Origin of the sequence: Liquorilactobacillus vini DSM 20605, assembly GCF_000255495.1 — a bacterium.
Lineage (GTDB): Bacteria > Bacillota > Bacilli > Lactobacillales > Lactobacillaceae > Liquorilactobacillus > Liquorilactobacillus vini.
In genome coordinates, this window is sequence record NZ_AHYZ01000146.1 from 1 (window position 1) to 698 (window position 698).

Annotated in this window: 1 protein-coding gene; it reads right to left on the reverse strand. The window is 38.3% G+C overall.

The annotated features are described in order from the left end of the window. Positions 1 to 268: 268 nt before the first annotated feature. A partial coding sequence (locus ON15_RS08225; protein ID WP_010581021.1) for an IS66 family transposase occupies positions 269 to 698 on the reverse strand: 430 nt, incomplete at its 5' end.

A 698-nucleotide genomic window follows, 5' to 3' on the forward strand; every position in this document is an offset into this window, starting at 1 on the left:
TGGCCCACAAATACAAATGAAGTAAAGAAGCTGCATGCCAAACAATTAGAACGCCTACTTTCTGGTTGGACTGTCGAATCATCGATTCGACAAACAAAACGTAAGCGGTAGCTGAGATAGCGGTCTGTTTTAATCGAAAACCTCTTGTTATACTTGTCCCATCAAGTATTGCAGGAGGCTTTTTATGAAATTAGAAGACGTTGTTGCGTAAGCACCTAATAATCGACCGTTCAAAAAAGACCAGCTAATCTCATTTGGGATCAGTTGGTCATTTTGCTACGGCCATTTTTGCTGGAATCGTTGATTTGCTTTCGTCTTGCCAATTCCATGGCAAATATGCTTCCAGTTCATCAGTTTTCATGAATACTGGCAGTTTTGATATTTTTCCGATTATATCTTGTAAATATTTAAAGGGAGTTAAGCCATTTGCTTTGGCACTTTCAATCAAAGACATCCAAATCGCATTAGCTTCAGCTCCTTTCGGGCTGGTACTGAAAAGCCAATTCTTTCGGCCAATTACATAACTTTTCATATTTCGTTCTGAAGCGTTATTGCTTAAATCAATTTCGCCAAAATTTAGAATTTGATTTAAAGCTTTCCGCTGATTTTGAGCGTAAACCAATGCTTTGCCTAAACGTGATTTTGGTAACGCTTCAGCTTGATCACACCATTGCCAAAAACTATCAATCAATGGCTTT